This window comes from Rhodococcus sp. EPR-157, from assembly GCF_001647195.1.
Lineage (GTDB): Bacteria > Actinomycetota > Actinomycetes > Mycobacteriales > Mycobacteriaceae > Rhodococcoides.
On sequence record NZ_LVCV01000306.1, the window covers coordinates 1 to 4,146 of the forward strand.

Below are 4,146 nucleotides of genomic sequence, written 5' to 3' on the forward strand. Positions count from 1 at the left end.
CGGCCATCAGCGCAAGGGAGTCGAGCTTTCGGTGGCATCGACGGTGGTGGGAGCGAGCGCCAACGACATCACCGATCCGCAGAAAGTGGATGCAGTGTCGGCCAATGCGATCCTCAACGGGGTACCAGTGACCATCGCGGCCGTATGACGACCCCTCCGAGGGGTCCTCGACACGCGATTCGGTAGCATTCGTAACCGCTCGCCACGCGCGAGATGGGGCGGTAGCTCAGTCGGTTAGAGCCGTGGACTCATAATCCATTGGTCGCGGGTTCGAGCCCCGCCCGCCCCACAATTCTCGCATCTCACGGAACAACGGTGACCGGCCAACGCCCGGCTTTGACGAGTCTCACTGCAACCGACCCGAACATTCGGTGACCAGCGTGCTCCGAAGCACCGACGACGATGGCGTCCGCCCGTAGTTCCTCGGCGACCGCGACGATTCCGTTGTAGGGATCTCCTGTGGCAGTGCGGAATTCCCATTTGGGTACGTCGGTGTGCGCCGTAGCTTTTTCGATGTAGGCGAGCAACTCGTCGGCGATCTCCTTGCCGGTCTCGACGAGGGAAATGCCGGCCTGCCCCCATGCTGCGGTGGCCAGCGGTTGTACATAGACGAGCACGAGCAGCGATCCTTGACGCCTCGACAGTCCCGCCGCGTACGCCGCCGCTTTCCACGACGACTCCGAGCCGTCGATTCCGGCAAGAATGACCTTCGGCCCGTCGACTCCGTATTCGAACGCGTGCGATTCATCCATTGACGAAAGGCTACTCAGCGGGCCGCACGAGCAAATATTCGATACCCACCCCACCGGATCGAGCGGGTTCTAGTCTGGTGTCGTTCGGGGCACTCTGACGAGAGGCAACACGCGATGATATCGATTGGCCGAATCGCTACCGTCGGACTCTGCTGCATCGCAGTGGCCGGGCTGTCCCCCGCGCTTGCGGGGGCAACACCGCCGTCCGGCGTCACCGCCGAGACGCTCGCCCACCTGTCCTTCCCGCTGATTCCCGGTAGCGCCGATATTGCAGGCACCGACTTCACCGCCCGCAAGATCACGATCGCGCCGGGCGGAACAACGGGTTGGCATTATCACGATGGTCCGGTCTACGCATATGTGGAGCAGGGGGTTCTCACGAGAACCCTGCACGACTGTTCGCAAGTGTCGACGCTGGCCGGCCAGGTCATCGCCGAGGAAGTAAACGCTGATCACGTCCACGAGGGCATCAATCTCGGCACTGTTCCGGTGGTCCTATACGCCGCGTATATCGAACCTCCCGGCAAACCGTTCGCCGAGGATGCACCGGCCCCGCCGTGCGCTGGCGCTGCCTAGTGAACTCCGACTACTGAGCACTGGGTACTCTGATTTGTCGAAGACTGGCATATATCCAGTCCAGGGCGGCGCACCATGCCACTCTGGGCCTTCGCACTGACCCGATCGGAGTATCCATGGAGGAAGAAACGCTGGCAAGCGCCACAGCGTCGACCGATCCCGCGACCGTATTCGCAGCTTTGGCGGACATCGTCTATCGAGGCTCCAGTGCCGAGGAGATCTATACGGCTATCTGCGTAGCCGCAACTCTGCTCGTGCCGGGCTGTGACCATGCCAGCCTGATGCTCGTGAACCGGGGTCAGCCGCTAACCGTCGGGGCGTCCGATCAAGTCGCCCGCACTGTCGACGACATCGAACGTGCAACGGGCGAAGGACCGTGCCTCGACGCAATCGAGAACGAGGCGGCGCAGATCGAACCGGACTTCCTCGCGCCCAGTGCGTGGCCTGCTCTGGCGAGAGGTGTCGTCACGCGCACGCCGGTTCGTGGAGCCATGGGGTTCCGTCTGATGCTCGACCAGAAGAAGGTCGGCGCGATCAACCTGTTCAGCGACACCCCGGGCGCATTCGATTCCGACACCGCCGACCACGCCATCATGTTGACGGCGTTCGCGGCGGTGACGGTGTCGGCGATCATCTCCGGCGAAGAAGCAAACACTCTGCGCCGTGGCCTCGAAAGCAATCGCGAGATCGGCAAGGCCATCGGACTGATGATGGTGATGCACGATGTAACCGATGATCAAGCATTCGAGATGCTACGCAAGACCTCTCAGGACATGAACGTCAAGATCGCGGCGCTCGCAACGTCTGTCGTGGAAGCGCACAAGCGCAGCCTCGCTTAACGATTCGCTTCACTCCCGCGCCGGCGGTCCTGGCGCGTCGACGCGCTTGGGAAGCGCGAACACCAGCAGCAGCGCGACCACACCGAACGCCGCGCTGACTGCCATCGCGACCGATGCCGCATGCATGAACCCGCTTGCGACCGTGTCGGGTCCAGTGATGTTCAACGACCCGAACAGCACGCTCCCGATGACGGCGATGCCGACGGCACTACCGATGCGCTGCATCGTCGAGATCACGCCGCTGGCGGCACCCGCGTCCTGCCGATCGACCGTGGCCACGATGAACTGTGCGTTCGGCGCGATGAACGCGCCGTTGCCCAATCCGCCGATCAACAACGGCGCCAACAGCTTCCAGTTGGTCAGCTCGGACGGATCGGTGGTGGCCAGCAGAATCCACATCCAGATCAAGCTGACGGCAACCAAGGACGTTCCGAGGAGTAGGACGGTTCGGCCGAGTCGTTGGGTGAGTTTGTTGCTCTGGGAGGAGGCGATGATGCTGCCGATGGCGAACGGAAGCATCACGACGCCGGAGGAGAGCGCAGAATTGCCGAGACCGGACTGCCACAGCAGCGACAGGGTGAAGAAGATGCTGGTGAAGGACGCGAAGTACACGAGAGCCAGGATGGTGCCGCCGGTGAACGCGGGATGCGCGAAGAGCTTCGGAGGAACCAGTGGGTTGTGACCGCGCTTGGTGTACCGCACCTCCCAGGCGCCGAAGGCCGCGATGAGCAATGCACCGGCGGCGAGTGTGACGTAGGTCCACACCGGCCACCCCTGATCCTGTCCCTCGATCAGCGGAACCAACAGAGCAACGAGTCCTGCGGTGACGAGCAGCAATCCCACCCAGTCGATACCGGTTTCGGACCGAGTCTCGGACTCGACCTCCGACCTGTTCGGTAGCAGGAAGGCAGCGGCAATCAGGCCGACCGCACCGATCGGCAGGTTCACCCAGAAGACACCACGCCAGCCGTTTTCGTTGCCGAACGCCTCGATGATCAATCCACCTGCAATCGGTCCCAGTGCCGTGGACACTCCGATGACAGCGCCCATGATGGCGAACGCTTTACCCCGCACCGGACCGGGGAACAGCAGCTGGATGAACGCGGTGACGGCCGGGACGAAGATGCCGCCCGCAAGTCCTTGGACAATTCTTGCGATCACCAGCTGAAGGTCGTCCTGCGCCAGACCACACGCGAAGCTGGCGACGGTGAACAGCGCGAGGCCTGCGAAGAAGACCCACTTGTGCCCGACGCGATCGCCGATCTTGCCCGCAGGAATCAGTGCCAGGCCGAACGCGAGAGCGTAGCCGGAGATGATCCACGACAACGTCGCCTCGGACGCGTCGAGACTCGTCTCGATGGTCGGCAGCGCGACGTTCACGATCGTCGTGTCGAGGAGCGCCATGAACATGCCGAGCAGCAGCACGATCAGCGCCAGCCAAGCCCGGCGGGGCACCTCCACACCAGGTGTGGACGCGCGGGAGGTGGACTCGGTCATGATGTGCTCAATCCTTCGGTCGATGCGGTTGCGGGAAGTGCGTTCGAGTGCGCTCGTCGTCGACGAGGTTCGGCAATGCCTGGACGAGGCTGTCGTGCCATTCGATCTCGGCCACAAGACGCTTCTCGCGATGTTCGAGCGCGAAGGTCTCGGCGAGGGACAGGTGCGGGCGTGCCCGGGAATTCGCTTCCCGGGTGGTGCGCAGCAGATCTTTCAACAGGTCGACCCTGGCTGCGATGAGCTCGGGAAGTCGGTCGAGACGATCCGGATCGAGCCTGGTGAGAGCCAGATCGAACGGATCAGGACGCAGAACGTAGCCGGTCAAGCCCTCCAGTCGCAGCGCGTCCAGGGCCCGACGGCCCGAGTCGGTGATTGCGTACACCTGCCGCGCCGGGAAGTTTCCCTCCTGTTCGGTCCTGACGTCGGTGATCAATGCCTCCGAATGGAGGCGCTTCAGTGCCCCGTAGAGGCTCCCCACCGAG

5 protein-coding genes and 1 tRNA gene are annotated in these 4,146 nt (G+C 63.3%); 3 read left to right on the forward strand and 3 right to left on the reverse strand.

Going from position 1 to position 4,146, the window contains the following annotated elements; all coding sequences use genetic code 11:
* Window positions 1-215: 215 nt before the first annotated feature.
* Window positions 216-289 (forward strand) — tRNA-Ile (locus tag A2J03_RS14090).
* A 13-nt stretch (window positions 290-302) separates the two neighbouring features.
* Here the strand turns inward: A2J03_RS14090 and A2J03_RS14095 are convergent.
* A complete protein-coding gene (locus A2J03_RS14095; RefSeq protein WP_068374929.1) occupies window positions 303-752 on the reverse strand; it encodes a universal stress protein in 450 nt (149 codons plus the stop codon).
* 114 nt (window positions 753-866) lie between these two features.
* Here A2J03_RS14095 and A2J03_RS14100 point away from each other — a divergent pair, with 114 nt between their 5' ends.
* Both A2J03_RS14100 and A2J03_RS14105 read left to right on the forward strand, forming a co-directional pair.
* A complete protein-coding gene (locus A2J03_RS14100) occupies window positions 867-1,328 on the forward strand; it encodes a cupin domain-containing protein (RefSeq protein WP_068374932.1) in 462 nt (153 codons plus the stop codon).
* A gap of 116 nt (window positions 1,329-1,444) precedes the next feature.
* Window positions 1,445-2,167: a GAF and ANTAR domain-containing protein gene (locus A2J03_RS14105; protein WP_068374934.1), complete on the forward strand. Its 723-nt coding sequence runs from the start codon at window positions 1,445-1,447 to the stop codon at window positions 2,165-2,167.
* A 9-nt stretch (window positions 2,168-2,176) separates the two neighbouring features.
* On the opposite strand, the gene A2J03_RS14110 is transcribed toward A2J03_RS14105, so the two are convergent.
* Together A2J03_RS14110 and A2J03_RS14115 are read right to left on the reverse strand one after the other, a co-directional pair.
* Entirely contained in the window at window positions 2,177-3,664 is a 1,488-nt protein-coding gene (locus tag A2J03_RS14110; protein WP_068374936.1) for an MFS transporter, read from the reverse strand.
* Window positions 3,665-3,671: 7 nt separating this feature from the next.
* Window positions 3,672-4,146: PadR family transcriptional regulator (locus tag A2J03_RS14115; RefSeq protein ID WP_197480766.1), on the reverse strand; the 475-nt coding region annotated here is incomplete at its 5' end.

What these genes read in the sequence shown, in the direction of transcription:
- A2J03_RS14095 (WP_068374929.1), bottom strand. Translation starts at nt 752, where the DNA reads ATGGATGAATCGCACGCGTTCGAATACGGAGTCGACGGGCCGAAGGTC.
- A2J03_RS14100 (WP_068374932.1), top strand. Translation starts at nt 867, where the DNA reads ATGATATCGATTGGCCGAATCGCTACCGTCGGACTCTGCTGCATCGCA.
- A2J03_RS14105 (WP_068374934.1), top strand. Translation starts at nt 1,445, where the DNA reads ATGGAGGAAGAAACGCTGGCAAGCGCCACAGCGTCGACCGATCCCGCG.
- A2J03_RS14110 (WP_068374936.1), bottom strand. Translation starts at nt 3,664, where the DNA reads ATGACCGAGTCCACCTCCCGCGCGTCCACACCTGGTGTGGAGGTGCCC.